At 60.6% G+C, this 17,830-nt stretch carries 14 protein-coding genes and 1 tRNA gene; 7 read left to right on the top strand and 8 right to left on the bottom strand.

The window, feature by feature from the left end; genetic code table 11:
• Positions 1-77: 77 nt before the first annotated feature.
• From dusB to BMZ23_RS00875, 5 genes are all read left to right on the top strand, one after another.
• Positions 78-1,076, top strand: a complete 999-nt coding sequence (dusB, locus tag BMZ23_RS00895) for a tRNA dihydrouridine synthase DusB (RefSeq protein ID WP_093471452.1) — start codon at positions 78-80, stop codon at positions 1,074-1,076.
• A complete protein-coding gene (fis, locus tag BMZ23_RS00890) occupies positions 1,073-1,381 on the top strand; it encodes a DNA-binding transcriptional regulator Fis (protein ID WP_093471449.1) in 309 nt (102 codons plus the stop codon). The genes dusB and fis overlap by 4 nt, the downstream gene beginning before the upstream one ends.
• Positions 1,382-1,472: 91 nt before the next feature.
• Positions 1,473-3,077 carry a bifunctional phosphoribosylaminoimidazolecarboxamide formyltransferase/IMP cyclohydrolase gene (purH, locus tag BMZ23_RS00885; protein WP_093471446.1) on the top strand — a complete coding sequence of 535 codons (1,605 nt, stop codon included), beginning with the start codon at positions 1,473-1,475 and terminating at the stop codon, positions 3,075-3,077.
• A 99-nt stretch (positions 3,078-3,176) separates the two neighbouring features.
• Positions 3,177-4,460, top strand: coding sequence for a phosphoribosylamine--glycine ligase (purD, locus tag BMZ23_RS00880; RefSeq protein WP_093471443.1), 1,284 nt, complete (start codon positions 3,177-3,179; stop codon positions 4,458-4,460).
• 134 nt (positions 4,461-4,594) lie between these two features.
• Entirely contained in the window at positions 4,595-7,264 is a 2,670-nt protein-coding gene (locus BMZ23_RS00875) for a response regulator (protein WP_143069538.1), read from the top strand.
• Positions 7,265-7,429: 165 nt separating this feature from the next.
• Here the strand turns inward: BMZ23_RS00875 and BMZ23_RS00870 are convergent, their stop codons facing one another.
• From BMZ23_RS00870 to rnr, 8 genes are all read right to left on the bottom strand, one after another.
• Positions 7,430-9,640, bottom strand: coding sequence for a YgiQ family radical SAM protein (locus tag BMZ23_RS00870; protein WP_093471437.1), 2,211 nt, complete (start codon positions 9,638-9,640; stop codon positions 7,430-7,432).
• A gap of 2 nt (positions 9,641-9,642) precedes the next feature.
• Positions 9,643-11,034, bottom strand: a complete 1,392-nt coding sequence (gene dnaB / locus BMZ23_RS00865; RefSeq protein ID WP_093472087.1) for a replicative DNA helicase — start codon at positions 11,032-11,034, stop codon at positions 9,643-9,645.
• A gap of 149 nt (positions 11,035-11,183) precedes the next feature.
• A complete protein-coding gene (gene rplI / locus BMZ23_RS00860) occupies positions 11,184-11,630 on the bottom strand; it encodes a 50S ribosomal protein L9 (protein ID WP_093471434.1) in 447 nt (148 codons plus the stop codon).
• Positions 11,631-11,648: 18 nt separating this feature from the next.
• Positions 11,649-12,542, bottom strand: a complete 894-nt coding sequence (locus tag BMZ23_RS00855; RefSeq protein ID WP_093471431.1) for a YybS family protein — start codon at positions 12,540-12,542, stop codon at positions 11,649-11,651.
• Positions 12,543-12,577: 35 nt separating this feature from the next.
• Positions 12,578-12,808 (bottom strand): 30S ribosomal protein S18, encoded by a 231-nt coding sequence (gene rpsR / locus BMZ23_RS00850; protein ID WP_093471428.1) that lies wholly within the window; start codon positions 12,806-12,808, stop codon positions 12,578-12,580.
• Positions 12,809-12,845: 37 nt separating this feature from the next.
• Positions 12,846-13,271: a 30S ribosomal protein S6 gene (gene rpsF, locus BMZ23_RS00845; RefSeq protein WP_093471426.1), complete on the bottom strand. Its 426-nt coding sequence runs from the start codon at positions 13,269-13,271 to the stop codon at positions 12,846-12,848.
• Between the two features lie 149 nt (positions 13,272-13,420).
• The gene (gene rlmB, locus BMZ23_RS00840) at positions 13,421-14,167 is read right to left on the bottom strand and encodes a 23S rRNA (guanosine(2251)-2'-O)-methyltransferase RlmB (protein WP_093471424.1); all 747 of its coding nucleotides are present in this window, start codon (positions 14,165-14,167) and stop codon (positions 13,421-13,423) included.
• A 6-nt stretch (positions 14,168-14,173) separates the two neighbouring features.
• Entirely contained in the window at positions 14,174-16,690 is a 2,517-nt protein-coding gene (gene rnr, locus BMZ23_RS00835; protein WP_245748077.1) for a ribonuclease R, read from the bottom strand.
• A gap of 253 nt (positions 16,691-16,943) precedes the next feature.
• Here rnr and BMZ23_RS00830 point away from each other — a divergent pair.
• Together BMZ23_RS00830 and BMZ23_RS00825 are read left to right on the top strand one after the other, a co-directional pair.
• A tRNA-Leu gene (locus BMZ23_RS00830) sits at positions 16,944-17,030 on the top strand.
• A gap of 52 nt (positions 17,031-17,082) precedes the next feature.
• Positions 17,083-17,736: an alpha/beta hydrolase gene (locus BMZ23_RS00825; RefSeq protein WP_093471421.1), complete on the top strand. Its 654-nt coding sequence runs from the start codon at positions 17,083-17,085 to the stop codon at positions 17,734-17,736.
• Positions 17,737-17,830 lie beyond the last annotated feature (94 nt).

Below are 17,830 nucleotides of genomic sequence, written 5' to 3'. Positions count from 1 at the left end.
CATAATCGTCATCGACCCGGCCTGCATTGCAGTTCCGGCGTGGTGCCGTCAGCCCAATGAACCAGTGGACCGCAGGGATGAGTCAGGCAGTCATCAGTATCGGACCCTACAGGCTGGACAGCAGGACAGTGCTGGCACCAATGGCCGGGGTCACCGATAGCCCGTTCCGCCGTCTGTGCCGCGCCCAGGGTGCCGGCCTGGCAGTCTCGGAAATGGTGACCAGCGATATCCGCCTGTGGAACACGCGCAAATCCCGCCAACGCCTGCTACACGATACCGATGACCAGCCGCGCTCAGTACAGATTGCCGGCAGCGACCCGCAGATGATGGCCGAAGCTGCACGCATGAACCAGCAACTGGGTGCGCAGATCATCGACATCAACATGGGCTGCCCTGCCAAGAAAGTCTGTAACAAGGCAGCCGGCTCAGCATTGCTGCGCGACGAAGTGCTGGTGGCACAGATTCTGGAAGCGGTAGTCAGCGCTGTGGACATTCCGGTAACCCTGAAAATCCGCACCGGCTGGTCCCGCGACCAGCGTAACGGCATCCGTATTGCCCGGATCGCCGAGCAAAGCGGTATTCAGGCCCTCGCCGTGCATGGACGAACCCGGGCTGACCTGTATCGCGGCCAGGCCGAATACGACACCATTGCCGAAATCCGTCAGGCCATTCGCATCCCGCTGTTTGCCAACGGCGATATCGACTCGCCAGAAAAGGCACGCGCCGTGCTTGAGCACACTGGTGCTGATGCCGTGATGATCGGCCGCGGCGCCCAGGGACGTCCCTGGCTGTTTGCCCAGATCAATCACTATCTTGAGCATGGTCGTCTGCTGGCAGATCCATCCATGGAGCAGCGCCGGCAGATCATGCTCGACCACCTGCTGGCCCTGCACGACTTCCATGGTGAGCACATGGGTGTGCGCATAGCCCGCAAGCATATCGGCTGGTACTTGCAATATCTGCCCGACTGCACAGATTTTCGCAGCCGTTTCAACCGGCTTGAAACACCCCAGGCGCAGCATGAAAGCATAGTCGCCTTGTTCAACCGCATTATGGAAGGAGGCCTGGCGGCATGACATTACTCAATACATCCCTGACCGATGGAATCGCAGCAGTGAGCGAGCACTCCCCAACCACCACCGCACACAGTAACCCGCGCCCTTTGCGTGACTGCGTTGAAGAATCCCTGCGCAACTACTTCCAGCACCTGGACGGCCAGGACGTCACCGACGTCTACAACATGGTGTTGTCAGAAGTCGAAGCACCGCTGCTGGAAAGCGTGATGGATTACGTCAAAGGCAACCAAACACGCGCCTCCGAGGTCCTCGGCCTGAACCGCGGCACCTTGCGCAAGAAGCTGAAACAGTACGGACTGCTTTAAGCGGCAAGCCAGACTCCCGGATATTTCACGCAATACACCAAAGCTAGAAGCTAGAAGCTAGAAGCTAGAAGCTGATTATTAAGGACCCGACATGACTGACCAAACCACCCGCCTGCCGGTTCGTCGCGCGCTGATCAGCGTCTCCGACAAGACCGGGATCGTTGAATTTGCCCGTGAACTGGCTGCCCAGGGCGTGGAAATCCTCTCCACCGGCGGCACTTTCAAGCTGTTGCGCGAGCAGGGCGTTGCCGCCATCGAAGTGGCCGACTACACCGGCTTCCCGGAGATGATGGATGGCCGGGTCAAGACCCTGCATCCGAAGATCCACGGCGGCATCCTCGGTCGCCGCGCTATTGACGGCGAGGTCATGCAGCAGCACGGCATCAACCCGATCGACATGGTAGTGGTCAACCTGTATCCGTTTGCCGCGACCGTCGCCAGGCCCGACTGCAATCTGGCCGATGCCATCGAGAACATCGACATCGGTGGCCCGACCATGGTGCGCAGCGCCGCGAAGAACCACAAGGATGTCGCCATCGTGGTCAACGCCAGTGACTATGCCGGCATCCTCGATAACCTGCAGGCCGGCGGCCTGACCTATGCCCAGCGTTTCGACCTGGCGCTCAAGGCCTTCGAACACACCGCCGCCTACGACGGCATGATTGCCAACTATCTGGGCAGTATCGACCAGAGTACCGACACACTCAGTACCGAGGGCCGCATCGCCTTCCCGCGCACCTTCAACAGCCAGTTCATCAAGGCGCAGGACATGCGCTATGGCGAGAACCCGCACCAGAGCGCGGCCTTCTACGTCGAGCATGCCGCCGAGGCCTGCGTGGCCACCGCCGTGCAACTGCAAGGCAAGGAGCTGTCATTCAACAATGTGGCCGATACCGATGCCGCACTGGAGTGTGTGAAGAGCTTCAGCAAGCCGGCCTGCGTGATCGTCAAGCACGCCAACCCCTGCGGCGTGGCCGTGGTGCCGGAAACCGATGGTGGCATCCGCAAGGCCTATGACCTGGCCTGGGATACCGACAACGAATCAGCCTTCGGCGGCATCATCGCCTTCAACCGTGAACTGGACGGCGACACCGCCCAGGCCATCGTCGAGCGCCAGTTCGTCGAAGTCATCATCGCGCCGAAAATCTCTGCCGCCGCCCGTGAAGCAGTCGCTTCCAAGGCCAATGTGCGCCTGCTCGAATGCGGCGAATGGGGCGCTGAGCGCGCTGCCGGCTGGGACTTCAAGCGCGTCAATGGCGGCCTGCTGATCCAGAGCCGCGATACCGGCATGATTACTGAAGCGGACCTCAAAGTGGTCACTCAGCGCGCGCCGACCGAACATGAAATGCACGACCTGATCTTCGCCTGGAAAGTCGCCAAATTCGTCAAGTCCAACGCCATCGTCTACGCCAAGAACCGCCAGACCATTGGCGTCGGAGCTGGCCAGATGAGCCGGGTCAACTCGGCGCGTATCGCCGCGATCAAGGCCGAGCACGCCGGCCTGCAGGTCGCCGGCGCAGTAATGGCATCCGATGCCTTCTTCCCGTTCCGCGACGGCATCGACAACGCCGCCGCCAACGGCATCAGTGCGGTGATCCAGCCGGGCGGCTCCATGCGCGACCAGGAAGTGATCGACGCCGCCAACGAAGCCGGCATGGCGATGGTGTTTACCGGGATGCGGCATTTCCGCCACTGAGTAAGGGTTACGGCCGCGCTGAAGCCGCATCTGCCGGCTTGAGCGCGGCCCTGTTTCGAGTCGCTGACGGAAATCCCAAATGAATGTTGAGGCAACAGAATGAACGTATTGATTATCGGCAGTGGCGGGCGTGAACACGCACTGGCGTGGAAGGTGGCGCAGGATGAGCGCGTCGAGACGGTGTTTGTCGCTCCGGGCAATGCCGGCACCGCCACCGAAGCCAAGTGTGAAAATGTCGCCATTGATGTGCTGGATCTGGACGCACTGGTCGCCTTTGCCCGTGACAAGGTGGCGCTGACCATTGTCGGCCCCGAGGCGCCGCTGGTGGCCGGGGTGGTCGACCGCTTCCGCGCCGCCGGCCTGCAATGCTTCGGCCCGACGGCTGCCGCCGCCCAGCTGGAAGGCTCCAAGGCTTTCACCAAGGACTTCCTCGCCCGTCACCGGATCCCCACCGCCGAGTACTGCAACTTCACCGAGATCGAGCCGGCGCTGGCCTACCTGCGCGAGAAAGGCGCGCCCATCGTGATCAAGGCCGACGGCCTGGCCGCCGGCAAGGGCGTGATTGTTGCCATGACGCTGGATGAAGCCGAAGCCGCGGTACGCGACATGCTGGCCGGCAACGCCTTTGGCGAGGCCGGTTCACGGGTGGTAATCGAAGAGTTCCTCGAGGGCGAGGAAGCCAGCTTTATTGTCATGGTGGATGGCGAGCATGTGCTGGCAATGGCCACCAGTCAGGACCACAAGCGCGTCGGCGACGGCGACACTGGCCCGAATACCGGCGGCATGGGCGCCTACTCACCGGCCCCGGTGGTCACCGCCGAAGTGCACCAGCGGGTGATGGACGGGGTAATCTGGCCCACCGTGCGCGGCATGGCCGCTGAAGGCAATGTCTATACCGGCTTTCTGTATGCCGGCCTGATGATCGATGCCAGTGGCGCGCCCAAGGTGATCGAGTTCAACTGCCGCTTTGGTGACCCGGAAACCCAGCCGGTAATGCTGCGCCTGCGCTCGAGCCTGGTGGCACTGATCGAGGCGGCGCTGGCTGGCCGGCTGGATCAGGTCACCGCCGACTGGGATCCACGCCCCAGCCTTGGCGTAGTGCTGGCTGCTGGTGGCTACCCGGGCGACTACGCCAAAGGCATGCCGATCAGCGGACTGAATGCTGGCAGCGTCGAAGCCAAGGTATTTCATGCCGGCACCGCCCTAAAGGATGGTCAGGTAGTGACCAGCGGCGGACGCGTACTGTGCGCTACCGCTCTTGGCGACAGCGTGCTGAACGCACAGCAGAAGGCCTACGAACTGGCTGCCGGCATTGACTGGAATGGTTGTTTCTATCGCAAGGACATCGGCTACCGGGCTATTGCCCGGAAACAGGCAGAGTAATCCCGGGCAACGGCGTGCACTCCACGTGCGCGCCGCTGTCAGGCTATACTGCCAGCGCCATTTCGCCAGCAAAGGATCGCCTGTACGTGTTAACGGCAAGGATATATTCGCAAAACAGACTGTCGCTCCGGCATGTGATCACCTGTTTCCTGCTGCTGTTTTTCGGGCAATACCTGCAGGCAGGCAGCCTGGAGGACATACCAGCTGATTTTCGTGCTCTGGTCGATCCGCAATCCGCACTGTCACTTGATGAGGTTCTGGGCCCACGCTTTGCCAATCGTTTTACCCCGCAACCGGGTACACAGGTCGATGTTCCAAGAGCCAGTGCGCTTTGGCTGCGACTGCCTTTGCAATTGTCAACACGCGAACGCCTGCTGATTGTAGACAATCCCGCCCTAAAAAACGTGCACGCCTATCTGCTGCTCGATGGCGCATTACACACCCCTCTGACCGACCAGCAACACCATTCGGTCTTCCCTGGCTTCATGTTGCCTATCCCCGCCGGCGAACACGAGCACAAGGGAACATACGAGATACTGTTGCGCTTGCAGGCTGAGGCAGCCGTTCAGGCCAACGTACGAATCCTCAGCGGCCTGCAGGCTGCCCACCGGCATGCTTTCCAGCAAAGCCTCTACGGCATATTGCTTGGCTTGCTTGCCGGCCTCTTGCTGCATGCCCTGTTACAGGGGTGTAGCAGTCGTGATATCCAGCACCTGCTACTGGGTGCGGCGACAGCCACTTTTACACTCGCCGTGCTGGCCGATGCCGGCTGGACCTACTGGCTACTCGGTGTTCGACCCGGAAGTTTTGCCGGTCTGATGCTGATTGCACTCTACCCTTGGGTTGCCCTGCTGCTGCTCTGGCGTATTCCCCGCCTGCAAGGCCGGCTGTTACGAGTCTGGCTGGGGGTCACCCTGGGCAGCGCCCTGCTGGTTGCCACAGCCGCACTGGTGCCGCAGTGGAGTAACAGCATCCGCCTGCTGGTCATGCTCGGGCTACCTTTACTGGCCGTGGGGCTACTGATGCAACTGAGCCTGCTCGACAAGCCGCAGCACCCGGCACTGGTCACAGCAACATTACTGCTGCTGATTGCAGGCGTTTTGCACGCGTTGCTCGATTATGCCTTTTACAGCCGTCTGCTGGTATTTCTGCTGATCTGGATCGCATTGGTGTGCTGCGCCTGGGTGCTATTCAGGACCCAGCAGCGCCGTTATGGCAATCGCATGGTCAAGTCCAGTGCCGCGCAAAGCCGACGCGAACAGCGCCAGCTCAAGGCCGCCCTGCTGGCCGATATCAGCCACGAGATCCGCACCCCCATGAATGGCGTGCTGGGCATGATCGAACTCCTGCTTGATACAGCCCTGTCGGCCAAGCAGCGCGACTATGTGCAAACCATCCAGAATGCCGGCAATGAATTGCTGGGCAGCCTTAACAGCGTGCTGGACATGGCCAGACTGGAATCCGGCGAACTCATACTGAACACTGTCAGTTTCGATCTGCACACACTGGTACATGAATCCATGGAACAGTTACGCGATACCGCGCAGCATCGAGATGTCGAACTGATCACCTTTATTCAGCCATCAGTTCCGCAATTGTGTACAGGGGATCCCGTTCGGCTCAAACAGATTCTTGGCATAGTGCTCAAACACACTCTCGAGCACAGCTCCCGTGGAGAAATACTACTGACGGCCGCACTGGAAAAGCCAGACGACTCAAGGGTGCGCTTTATCATCCAGGCCAGCGCCGACAGCCTGGCCGCCATCAAGCAGGCATTGGCACCGGCCAACAAGGCAGTCAACACATCAGGCATTGATAATCCGCTGTCTCTGGCACGCGAACTGATAACCCGCATGCAGGGACAATGGGGCCTGTCATCCGCAGAACAAGGCAGCAATCTGTGGTTCAGCCTACCCTTCAGCCTGCCGGCGCAGGGCATTCGTCCGAGCGAACAGCAGTTACAGCACCTTAAGGATCGCAGGGTCTTGCTGGTCGATGACAACCCCACCTGCAGGCAGGTCTTGCAGCAGCAACTGACCGGCTGGGGACTGCAGGTTTCCAGCGCAGCCTCAGGCACGGAAGCGCTGGCCCTGCTGCGCAGCCATCAGGCCATGAATACAGCCTTTGATATCCTGCTGACCGACCAGGCCATGCCCGGGATGACCGGTATGGAGCTTGCCAAGCGAGTCCACGAGGACCCCGCCCTGAGGGATCAGTTACTGGTGCTGATGCTGACCGGCATAAACGACACGCCCAACCGGACGACTGCACGCAGCCTTGGCATTCGTCGTGTACTGCATAAACCGGTATCGGGCTTCAGTCTGCAGCGCACCTTGCTGGAGGAATGGCAAGAGAAAGACAGCCCTGCGACGGACACAGCGCCGTCTTCAAGAGATGCGTCCCGGGGGACTTTCAAGGTATTGGTCGCCGAAGACAACAGCATTTCCACCCGGGTAATCCGTGGAATGCTCGAACGCCTCGGCGTTCAGGTCGACACGGTGGAAAACGGCTTGCAGGCGCTTGAGGCTGTGCGTAACCGCCACTATGACCTGTTGCTGATGGACTGTGAAATGCCGGAATTGGACGGCTTTTCTGCCGCCACACAGATACGCCAGTGGGAGCGGCAGCAGGCGCAGCCGCTGCTTCCCATTATCGCCTTGACCGCCCATATCCTGCCCGAGCACCTGGAAAAGGCGCGTCAGGCAGGAATGAATGGGCACATGTCAAAACCGGTAGAACTGACGCAACTGCGAGAACTGCTTCAGCAATGGATGCCACAACAGTCTGATCAATCCGCCGAGTGACCGGCGGCCGCAGCGGCATAGTCAACCAGCAGTTCAAGCAGCAGTTCAAGCAGCAGGGATGGAAGCTGAATGGCCATGGTGTAATCCTCCGATTGCACCTTCACTCTGCTCCATCACCCCTGCGACTTCCAACAGATTCCGGCTATAGCAGCCATAGCCTTGGTCTCAGGCACGATCGCGGCGACTGCCACGCTGGGGTTTGCGCGACTTGGCCGGGGCTGATCCGTCGTCCCTCGGAGGCAAACCGGTATGCTGGGTCAGCAAACGACCCTTGCCTGGCGGTGTCGAATTCTTGCGTCTGGCGCTCTGGTAGCCTTCCGCCGCCGGCTGGTAGGCCGGAATCAACTGCTGCTTGCCATTACCAATAAGGTCGGCGCGCCCCATCGCTTTCAATGCCTCGCGCAACAACGGCCAGTTATTCGGGTCGTGATAGCGCAGAAACGCCTTGTGCAGCCGCCGCTGGCGCTCACCCTTGACGGTATTCACCGCCTCGCTCTTGTAGGTCACCTTGCGCAGCGGATTGCGACCGGTGTGATACATGGCCGTAGCAGTGGCCATTGGCGACGGATAGAAACCTTGTACCTGGTCAGCGCGAAAGCCATTGCGCTTGAGCCACAAGGCCAGATTCATCATGTCCTCGTCACTGGTTCCCGGATGCGCCGCAATGAAGTAGGGAATCAGATACTGTTCCTTGCCCGCCTCCTTGGTGAACTTCTCGAACATCTGCTTGAAGCGGTCGTAGGAGCCGATACCCGGCTTCATCATCTTGCTCAAGGGGCCCTGCTCGGTGTGCTCCGGAGCAATTTTCAGATAGCCACCGACATGGTGGGTTACCAGTTCGCGCACATACTCCGGCGACTCGACCGCCAGATCGTAGCGCAACCCCGAGGCAATCAGGATCTTCTTCACCCCGGGTAACTCGCGGGCTTTGCGATACACCTCGATCAGCGCCGAATGATCGGTTGACATATTTTCACAGATGCCGGGATAGACACAGGACGGCTTGCGGCAAGCGGCTTCAATCTCGCGAGTTTTACAGGCCAGTCGGTACATATTGGCCGTCGGCCCGCCAAGGTCGGAAATCACCCCGGTAAAGCCCTTTACCTTGTCGCGGATATCCTCGATCTCGTGCAGGATGGATTCCTGCGAACGGCTCTGGATAATCCGCCCCTCGTGCTCGGTGATCGAGCAGAAGGTACAACCGCCAAAACAGCCGCGCATGATATTGATCGAGAAACGGATCATCTCGTAGGCCGGAATCTTCGCATCGCCATAGGCCGGGTGCGGCACCCGCTGGTAGGGCATGCCGAACACATAGTCCATTTCCTCGGTGCTCAGCGGGATTGGCGGCGGATTCAGCCACAGGTCCTGATCACCGTGACGCTGTACCAGCGCCCGCGCATTACCCGGATTGGTTTCCAGGTGCAGCACCCGGTTGGCATGGGCATACAGCACCGGATCACTCTTGACCTTTTCGTAGGACGGCAGCCGGATCACCGTGCGATCACGTTCCAGCCGCGGGTGCGGCAGCAGCTCAAGCACCTGCACAGCGTCCGCTGCGGCAGCCTCGCCCTTGGCCTGCTCCACCGCACAACTGGCAGAGTCCTGAGTGCTGACATAGGGGTTGATGATCTTGTCAACCCGACCAGGCCGGTCAACCCGGCTGGAGTCAAGCTCGAACCAGCCATCAGGCGTGTCGCGGCGAATAAAGGCTGTACCGCGCACATCAGTAATCTGCTGCACCGGCTCGCCGCGACTGAGACGGTGGGCAATCTCGACAATTGCCCGCTCGGCGTTGCCGTACACCAGCAAATCGGCCTTGGCATCAACCAGAATCGAGCGGCGCACCTTGTCCTGCCAGTAGTCGTAGTGGGCAATGCGGCGCAACGAGCCCTCAATCCCGCCCAGCACCACAGGCACCCCGCGGTAAGCTTCCCTGCAGCGCTGGCTATACACCAGGCTGGCGCGATCAGGCCGCTTACCACCCTCACCACCGGCAGTGTAGGCGTCATCCGAGCGAATCTTGCGGTCGGCCGTGTAGCGGTTGATCATCGAGTCCATATTGCCGGCAGCCACACCGAAGAACAGGTTCGGCTCCCCCAGACGCATGAAGTCGTCCTTGCTGTTCCAGTCGGGCTGGCTGATGATGCCGACCCGGTAACCCTGGGCCTCTAGCATCCGGCCGATGACCGCCATGCCGAAGGACGGGTGATCGACATAGGCATCCCCGGTCACGATGATGACATCACAGCTGTCCCAGCCCAGTTGATCCATTTCTTCCCGGCTCATTGGCAGGAAAGGCGCAGGGCCAAAGCACTCAGCCCAGTATTTCGGATAATCGAACAGCGGACGCGCCACCGGCGGTGTGATGGACATGCTTACTCCTCCCCGTACCCGGTATAAGCGCCGGGTGCGAGGTTTTCAAATCGGGTGTACTTGCCAAGGAAGGCCAGCCGCGCCGTGCCGATAGGGCCGTTACGCTGCTTGCCGATGATGATTTCCGCGATGCCCTTGTCCTGGGAGTCCGGATGGTAAACCTCGTCGCGGTAGACGAACATGATCACATCGGCATCCTGCTCGATGGCACCGGATTCGCGCAGGTCGGAGTTTATCGGGCGCTTGTTCGGCCGCTGCTCCAGCGATCGGTTCAGCTGCGACAGCGCCACCACCGGCACATTGAACTCCTTGGCCAGCGCTTTCAACGAGCGGGAAATCTCGGAAATCTCGTTGGTACGGTTCTCTGAACTGCTGCCACCGATACGCATCAACTGCAGGTAGTCGATCATGATCAGCGACAGCTCACCATGCTCACGTACCACCCGGCGCGCACGGGCACGCATTTCCATGGGTGACAAGCCGGCGGTATCGTCAATAAACAGCTTGCGGTCATTAAGCAGGTTGACCGCCGAAGTCAGACGCGGCCAGTCGTCGTCCTCCAGACGGCCGGAGCGGACCTTGGTCTGGTCGATGCGTCCGAGCGAGGACAGCATACGCATGATCAGTGATTCGCCCGGCATTTCCAGCGAGAACACCAGTACCGCCTTCTCGCTGCGCAGCACGGCGTTTTCCACCAGATTCATGGCAAAAGTAGTCTTGCCCATCGACGGACGCCCGGCCACGATCACCAGATCGGCCGGTTGCAGGCCCGAGGTCATATTATCCAGATCACCGAAGCCGGTGGACAAACCGGTAATCGAGCCATCGCTGTTGAACAGGGTATCGATGCGGTCGATGGCACGGGTCAGCAGTTCATTGACAGGTTGTGGACCACCGGTCTTGGGACGACTTTCGGCAATCGCGAAAATCTTCTGTTCAGCCTCGTCAAGAATCTCGCCGGCCTGGCGACCACGGGGATTGAAGGCGTTATCGGCGATTTCACTGCTGGTACTGATCAGCTGGCGCAGGGTCGCACGCTCACGGATGATCTGCGCGTAAGCGACAATATTGGCGCTAGAAGGCGTATTCTTTGCCAGTTGGCCCAGATACGCCAGTCCACCCACCTGCTCACCAAGACCTTCGCGGTCCAGGGTTTCAGCCACTGTGACCACATCGAACGGCTGGTTGCGTGCGGCCAGACTGCTCAGGGCACGGAAAATCTGGCGATGGTCGTGCCGGTAGAAGTCATTCTCGCTGACCAGCTCGGCAATCCGCTCCCAGGCGTTATTGTCGAGCATCACCCCGCCCAGTACCGACTGTTCCGCCTCAATCGAATGCGGCGGCACCTTTAGTGCGGCAGTTTGCAGATCCAGTTCCTGACTTTCGGCGTACATCCCATCACCCATGTTTGACTGACTGCAGACAAAACAACACGGCGCCTGTCCAGGACAAGCGCCGTGTTGTCAGTCTAGCGACAAGCATTGTGCAGTTCACCCGGGAATCAACGATTGCCGATAACCGGAAGAACCGCAGCGGGATCGCCTTACTCGGCAACCACCACCAGCTTGACGACGCTTTCGATGTCAGTGTGCAGGTGCACAGCCACTTCGAACTCGCCGACATTGCGCAACGCGCCTTCCGGCAGACGGACTTCGCTCTTTTCCAGAGCAACGCCGGCAGCGGTAACGGCATCAGCGATGTCGCGGGTTCCGATGGAACCGAACAACTTGCCTTCCTCGCCAGCGTTGGCGGCGATGGTTACCACCAGGCCTTCCAGTTGGGCAGCACGGGCTTCGGCAGCCGCTTTCTTCTCGGCAGCAGCCTTTTCCAGTTCAGCACGACGGGCTTCGAAGGCCGCAATGTTGCTGGCAGTAGCGGCAGTTGCCTTGCCGAACGGCAGCAGGAAATTACGCGCATAACCGGCCTTGACGGCGACCTTGTCGCCCAGATTGCCAAGATTGGCAATTTTTTCGAGCAGGATGACTTCCATTACGTTGACCTCTTGAAATCAGTTTTGACTGTCCGGATCGTCGCCACTACCGGCATTGCCACGCAGGCGACCACGAAAATCGAACAGGCTGTCAATACAGGCAAACAGCATGATCAGCACAAATGCAATCTGCAGCATGAACAATGCAAACAGATAAAACCCTATCAGCCAGCCGGTGTTCAGCTGCTTCAGCCCAATCAGGCCGTGCACCAGCGCAACACCGGACAACAGCAGCGGCAGCACGGCCAGCGGAAACAGCATGGCCAAATCAGCGGCCTGCAAGCTCAGCAGCACCAGTACGGCCAGCCCGAAGGCGGCCAGTGGCGGCAGACGCAACGCGTGGAATTCCTCACGAAACCCACCCGGATTGTACAAACGCGCCTGCATCGAGCGTCCCAGCATCAGGCTCCCCAGTGCAAAGAGCACATGGGTTGCCGCCAGCAGGCCAGCCATCAACGGCATGACCAGCGGCTGGATGCGCGCGGTCAACTGTTCGTCGACCTGGTGCCCCATATCCTGCAGCACCTTCGGCCAGACCTCGATGAAATGCGCCGCCACCTGCTGCAACACATCATGCATCAGGCTCATCAGCAGCAACGCCATCAGCAGGCCGAGCGGCACACTCACCAACAGCACCAGAGCCCAGCTACGACGCTGACGCAACAAATGCGACAGCGCTATCACAGACACCAGCACCAGCAGCGGTGTGCTATCGCCGAGAACCGCCCAGACCACGGCTGGCAGGCCACCCCAGAGAGCAACCGGCAGAGCGTCATTCAGTCCACGACGCAGAATCACCAGCGCCATGACCGCCGCACCCAGCCAGAACATCAGCGGCACAGCCAGCGCCACACCCACCACCAAAGTGGCTTCGCGGCGACCGCGCATGACGTATTCGGCTAGTCCGCGCATGCGCTTAAGGGTTCCTGATCATCTCGATCGCTGAATCAGCGACCGTGGCTGTCGGTGTACGGCAGCAGAGCCAGGTAGCGAGCGCGCTTGATGGCGGTCGCCAGCTGACGCTGGTACTTGGCCTTGGTACCGGTGATGCGGCTGGGTACGATCTTGCCGGTCTCGGTGATGTAGGCCTTGAGGGTGTTGAGATCCTTGTAATCGATCTCTTTCACGCCTTCAGCGGTAAAACGGCAGAACTTTCTGCGGCGGAAAAAACGTGCCATTGCAGCGTCTCCTTAATCGGGAAATTGGACCTGGAACTTATTCGTCGTCGCCGTCGTCGGCGTCGTCGCTGTTGTCAGCATCGCTGCTGTCGCCGTCGTTGTCGCTACGCTCACGACGCTCACGACGCTCGCCACGACCGGTGTCTTCCGGCTTCATCATGTCGGAGGCTTCGGTAACGGCCTCTTCACGACGAATAACCATGTTACGAATGACAGCGTCGTTGTAGCGGAAGTTCTCGGTCAGCTCTTCCAGGGCCTTGGCGCTGCACTCCACATTCAACATGATGTAGTGGGCCTTGTGGATCTTGTCGATCGGGTAAGCCAGCTGACGACGGCCCCAATCTTCCAGACGGTGAATCTTGCCGCCGTCTTCTTCGATGAGCTTGGTGTAACGCTCGACCATCGCGCTAACCTGCTCGCTCTGATCCGGATGTACCAGAAAAACGATTTCGTAATGACGCATGTATGCTCCTTACGGGTTGCAGCCAGCCACCCAATATGGTCTGGCAAGGAGTGAAAACCCGCTACGGCCTGCGGCAATAGCGGATTGGGGCGGCCATTCTAGAGAACGACCCGGGTGATAGCAAGGAAAACCGCGACCCGCGAGATTGACTAGGCGCCCGTACCACGCTGGCGTACCGCCTCGAACAGGCAGATGCCAGTGGCTACCGAAACGTTCAGGCTGCTGACGCTGCCAGCCATCGGCAACTTGGCCAGATAGTCGCAGTGCTCACGGGTCAGGCGGCGCAGGCCGCTGCCTTCCGCGCCCATGACAATCACCGTGGGCACCCTCATATCGACCTGATAAATCAACTGCTCAGCCTCGCCGGCGGCGCCGACCACCCACAGACCACGCTGCTGCAATGACTTGAGGGTGCGCGCCAGATTGGTCACCGCTACCAGCGGCACGGTTTCCGCAGCACCGCAGGCCACCTTGCGTACCACCGGCGTCAGTCCTGCCGAGCGGTCTCTGGGAATGATCACCGCCTGCACACCGGCAGCATCGGCGCTGCGCAAGCAGGCGCCCAGGTTATGCGGATCGGTCACGCCGTCCAGCACCAGCAGCAAGGGCGTGCCTTCCAGACGCTCCAGCAGATGCCCGAGCATTTCCTCGGACCACAACTGACTGGCCGTCACTTGCGCCAGCACCCCCTGATGCACGCCATCGCTGAGACGTTCCAGCTCGTCAGCACTACTCCACTGCGGCTCGATACCGGCTTCCAGCGCCAGTTCCTGCAGGCGCTGCACCCGCGCATCCTGCCGGCCACGCTGCAACAGAAGGCGACGTATGCGCTTCGGATTGCGCTCCAGCACGGCCTGCACGGCATGCACACCGTAGATGTTTTCCAGATCACTCATGCCCGCTTACCTTGGCTTGCGCTTGCGCGGCGCACGCGGCTTGGCCGGCTTCTCGTCCGCCACCTTGCCGACCGGCTTGCTCGCTTGACCGGCAGGTTTTGTCGAACGCCCGCCGGCTTTGGCTGGCACCTTGGCGGAGGCTGTACGCTTGTCCTTGCCGCCCTTTGCAGTCTTACCCTTGCCCGCTGGCGCAGCAGCCTTCCGCGCCTCGGCCAGCAACTTCTCGCGCACCGCACGACTGGCCTGAACCGGATCGACTGCCTCTGTACCTGCGACCATTTCAAAGTCGATCTTGCGATCATCCAGATCAACCCGCGCCACCTGCACCCGCACCCGGTCGCCCAGGCGGAAGCTGCGTCCGGAACGCTCACCGCTCAACCGGTGATGCACCTGGTCGAAATGGTAGTAGTCAGCAGGCAACGCCGTGATATGCACCAGGCCCTCAATAAAGATATCGGTCAGCTCAACAAACAGGCCAAAGCCGGTGACAGAAGTCACCAGACCATCGAACTGCTCGCCGACCTTGTCCTGCATAAACTCGCACTTGAGCCAGCTGACCACATCACGACTGGCCTCGTCGGCACGGCGCTCGTTCTGCGAGCACTGGGTGCCGAGGCGCTCCAGATCCGGCAGCTCGTAGGGATAAATCTGCTTCTTGGTCAACGCCGAGCCACCGGCACGCTGTACCCGGTCGGTCTTGCGCCGCGAACGTATCACGCTGCGGATCGCCCGATGGGTCAGCAGGTCCGGGTAACGACGGATCGGCGAGGTAAAGTGCGTGTAGGCCTCGTAGTTCAGACCAAAATGCCCGGCATTGTGCGGGCTGTAGACCGCCTGACTGAGCGAGCGCAGCATCACCGTCTGGATCAGCTTGGCATCCGGGCGGCCTTGCACCTGCTGCAGCAGGGCACTGTAGTCCTCCGGCGTCGGCTCACCCTTGCGCCGGGTCAGACTCAAGCCCAACGCGGACAGGAACTGGCGCAACCGTTCGAGCTTTTCGCTCTGCGGCGCATCATGCACACGATACAGCGCGGGGATTTCCAGCTCCTGCATAAAGCGCGCCGTAGCCACGTTGGCGGCCAGCATGCACTCCTCGATGATCTTGTGCGCCTCGTTGCGCTCCGAGGGCAGAATCTCGCGAATCTTCCGATCATCGCCAAACAGGATGCGCGTCTCGGTGGTTTCAAAATCAATCGCACCGCGCCCCTGGCGCGCCTTGCTCAGCGCCTTGTACAGCTCATGCAGGTTGCGCAGGTGCGGCAATACATCGGCGTATTCCTCGCTCAACTGCTTGGCTTCGCGGCTACGCGGATGCTCGAGCATGCTCGACACCTTGTTATAGGTCAGCCGCGCATGGGAGTTGATCACCGCCTCATAGAACTGCCAGTCGGTCAGCTCGCCGGTCTTGGAAATGGTCATTTCACAGACCATCGCCAGACGGTCGACATGCGGATTAAGCGAACACAGGCCGTTGGACAGCGCCTCAGGCAGCATCGGAATCACTTCGCTGGGGAAGTACACCGAGGTACCACGCAACTCGGCCTCGGCATCCAGCGCCGAGCCCAGTGGTACGTAATGGGATACGTCGGCAATCGCCACGTAGAGTTTCCAGCCGCCGGAGAACAGCCGCCAGCCACTGGCCTTGTGCGGCTCGCAATACACCGCATCATCAAAGTCGCGGGCATCTTCGCCGTCAATGGTGACCAGCGGCAAATGACGCAGATCAACCCGCTTGAGCTTGTCCTTGTCGTTTACCTGACTGCCGAGCAGTGCCGCCTCGTCGAGCACCGCCTGCGGCCAGACACTGGGGATGTCATAACTGCGCAGCGCCACTTCAATTTCGATACCCGGCGCCATGTAGTCGCCGATCACCTCGAACACCTCGCCCTGGGCCGGGCGATGCAGGGTCGGCCACTGGGTAATCTGCACCTCGACATACTGGCCTGGCTGGGCACCACGAATGGCACCCGGCTGGATCAGCACTTCCTGGGTCAGGCGCGCATTGTCCGGCACTACAAAGGCTATGCCGTTTTCCATCTGGAAGCGGCCCACCAGGTATTCGTGGCCACGTGACAATATCTCGACCACCGCCCCTTCACTGCGGCCACGGCGATCAACGCCAGTGATGCGCGCGAGCACCCGATCACCATCAAACACCAGGCGCATCTGATTGGGCCCGAGGAACAGATCGTCACCGCCCTCGTCCGGCACCAGAAAGCCGAAACCATCACGGTGGCCAACCACCCGCCCCTTGATCAGGTCGAGCTTGTCGACCGGTGCGTAGGCACCACGCCGGGTATAGATAAGCTGGCCGTCACGCTCCATGGCGCGCAGGCGGCGACGCAGGGCTTCAATCGCCTCTTCATCATCCAGACCGAACTCAGCCTGCAACTGGGCACGGGTGGCCGGAGCCCCCCGCTCTTCGAGCAGGCGCAAGATCAGTTCGCGGCTGGGGATAGGGTTATCGTATTTTTCTGCTTCACGCTGGGCGGCGGGATCAAGACTGGTCCAATCGGCGGCCACGGCAGAACTCGGGCCAACAGCGTTGCCCGGCTGGGATGCCGGGACTTGGGGTGTGCGTTTTTTCGTCATAGGCCTCTATTGAACCCCGAATTGCGATTTGGTGCACTTTTTCTTTTCAGGGAGCAGCAAATTTTTTTATTGGGGGGCTTTACAAGCCTCCGGCAGCTTCGTATCATGCGCGCCGTCGACAGGGAAACGGTTGAACACGGCGAACCAGACAGGTTCAGCGTAGTTCAAAAGCAACCCTTGACACGCCCAGGTGGTGAAATTGGTAGACACGCTAGCTTCAGGTGCTAGTGGGGGCAACCCCGTGGAAGTTCGAGTCTTCTCCTGGGCACCAATTCAAGAAACCGAGTCCTTGTGACTCGGTTTTTTCGTTTCCGGAGTCCGCCATGACCAGCCCGCACATCATTGAACCCGCCGTCCCCGCCAATGCCTGTGTGATCTGGCTGCATGGCCTCGGTGCCGACCGCTTCGACTTCGTCCCGGTGGTAGAAATGCTTGGACTGCCGGCGCAGCATGGCATCCGCTTTATCTTTCCGCAGGCCCCCACCCGCCCGGTGACCATCAACGGCGGCTTCCCGATGCCCTGCTGGTACGACATCCTCGGCATGGCCCCGGCTCGCGCGATCAACCATGCCCAGATGCAGGAATCCGCCGGCATGCTGGAAGGCCTGATCGAGCAGCAACTGGCGGCAGGTATTGCTGCCGAGCGCATCATCCTTGCCGGCTTTTCCCAGGGTGGCGCGGTAGTGCTGCACAATGCCGCCCAGCAGCGCCGCGCCCTCGGCGGCGTGATGGCGCTATCAACCTACGGCCCGACCCTTGAGTCACTGCTGCAACCGGACGCACCGGCACTGGACATCCTCTTCGCGCATGGTCGCCACGACGACATCGTGGTCCCGGCCATGGGCCGCGAAGCCTGCCAGCGCCTGGAGCAGGCCGGCCACCACTGTGAGTGGCGCGACTACCCGATGATGCACGAAGTCTGTCCGGCGGAAATCGCCGACATTCGCCGCTGGCTGGGTCAGCGACTGGGCCTCTGAGCCAGCAACGCCCTTCACTGCCGGCACCGGCGTTCCCGCGCCGGCCACATTGCTTTACACTGGCTCGTTGACATTCACCCCAACGTCAGAGAGA

Source organism: Halopseudomonas yangmingensis, from assembly GCF_900114825.1.
Lineage (GTDB): Bacteria > Pseudomonadota > Gammaproteobacteria > Pseudomonadales > Pseudomonadaceae > Halopseudomonas > Halopseudomonas yangmingensis.
Note: the sequence above shows the minus strand (reverse complement) of the source record. Positions and strands in the feature narration are given on the sequence as shown.

Bases quoted from the DNA above. Each gene is read 5' to 3' on its own strand.
- dusB (WP_093471452.1), top strand. From the start codon at position 78: ATGAGTCAGGCAGTCATCAGTATCGGACCCTACAGGCTGGACAGCAGG.
- fis (WP_093471449.1), top strand. From the start codon at position 1,073: ATGACATTACTCAATACATCCCTGACCGATGGAATCGCAGCAGTGAGC.
- purH (WP_093471446.1), top strand. From the start codon at position 1,473: ATGACTGACCAAACCACCCGCCTGCCGGTTCGTCGCGCGCTGATCAGC.
- purD (WP_093471443.1), top strand. From the start codon at position 3,177: ATGAACGTATTGATTATCGGCAGTGGCGGGCGTGAACACGCACTGGCG.
- BMZ23_RS00870 (WP_093471437.1), bottom strand. From the start codon at position 9,640: ATGTCCATCACACCGCCGGTGGCGCGTCCGCTGTTCGATTATCCGAAA.
- dnaB (WP_093472087.1), bottom strand. From the start codon at position 11,034: ATGTACGCCGAAAGTCAGGAACTGGATCTGCAAACTGCCGCACTAAAG.
- rplI (WP_093471434.1), bottom strand. From the start codon at position 11,630: ATGGAAGTCATCCTGCTCGAAAAAATTGCCAATCTTGGCAATCTGGGC.
- BMZ23_RS00855 (WP_093471431.1), bottom strand. From the start codon at position 12,542: ATGCGCGGACTAGCCGAATACGTCATGCGCGGTCGCCGCGAAGCCACT.
- rpsR (WP_093471428.1), bottom strand. From the start codon at position 12,808: ATGGCACGTTTTTTCCGCCGCAGAAAGTTCTGCCGTTTTACCGCTGAA.
- rpsF (WP_093471426.1), bottom strand. From the start codon at position 13,271: ATGCGTCATTACGAAATCGTTTTTCTGGTACATCCGGATCAGAGCGAG.
- rlmB (WP_093471424.1), bottom strand. From the start codon at position 14,167: ATGAGTGATCTGGAAAACATCTACGGTGTGCATGCCGTGCAGGCCGTG.
- BMZ23_RS00825 (WP_093471421.1), top strand. From the start codon at position 17,083: ATGACCAGCCCGCACATCATTGAACCCGCCGTCCCCGCCAATGCCTGT.